Here is a 317-nt window from a genome sequence, read left to right as displayed (position 1 = left end):
CCCCCCCCCCCCCCCCCCCCCCCCCCCCCCCCCCCCCCCCCCCCCCCCCCCCCCCCCCCCCCCCCCCCCCCCCCCCCCCCCCCCCCCCCCCCCCCCCCCCCCCCCCCCCCCCCCCCCCTTTACAAGCCGAAGACGGCATACGAGATCGCGCCTAGAGTCTCGTGGGCTCGGAGATGTGTATAAGAGACAGGTCCAACGGAAGATCGACGGCATCATGAGCGCAATAGAGGGCAGGCTCTATCGCCGGTCCATGAAGCAGCGACTGGCGGACTTTGAAGGCGAAGAGCGTCGGCCGGAGGCCCGGGCTTATCGGAAGC

Annotated in this window: 1 protein-coding gene; it reads left to right on the top strand. The window is 74.1% G+C overall.

Annotation, left to right across the window (positions count from 1 at the left end; translation table 11 throughout):
• The coding region (locus JHD80_RS27530; protein WP_199093786.1) for a hypothetical protein at positions 1-183 on the top strand (183 nt) is incomplete at its 5' end.
• Positions 184-317 lie beyond the last annotated feature (134 nt).

The sequence above is a fragment of the Allobosea sp. ASV33 genome, from assembly GCF_016428755.1.
In the GTDB taxonomy this organism is placed as follows: domain Bacteria; phylum Pseudomonadota; class Alphaproteobacteria; order Rhizobiales; family Beijerinckiaceae; genus Allobosea.
This window is presented reverse-complemented; position numbering and strand designations above follow the sequence as displayed.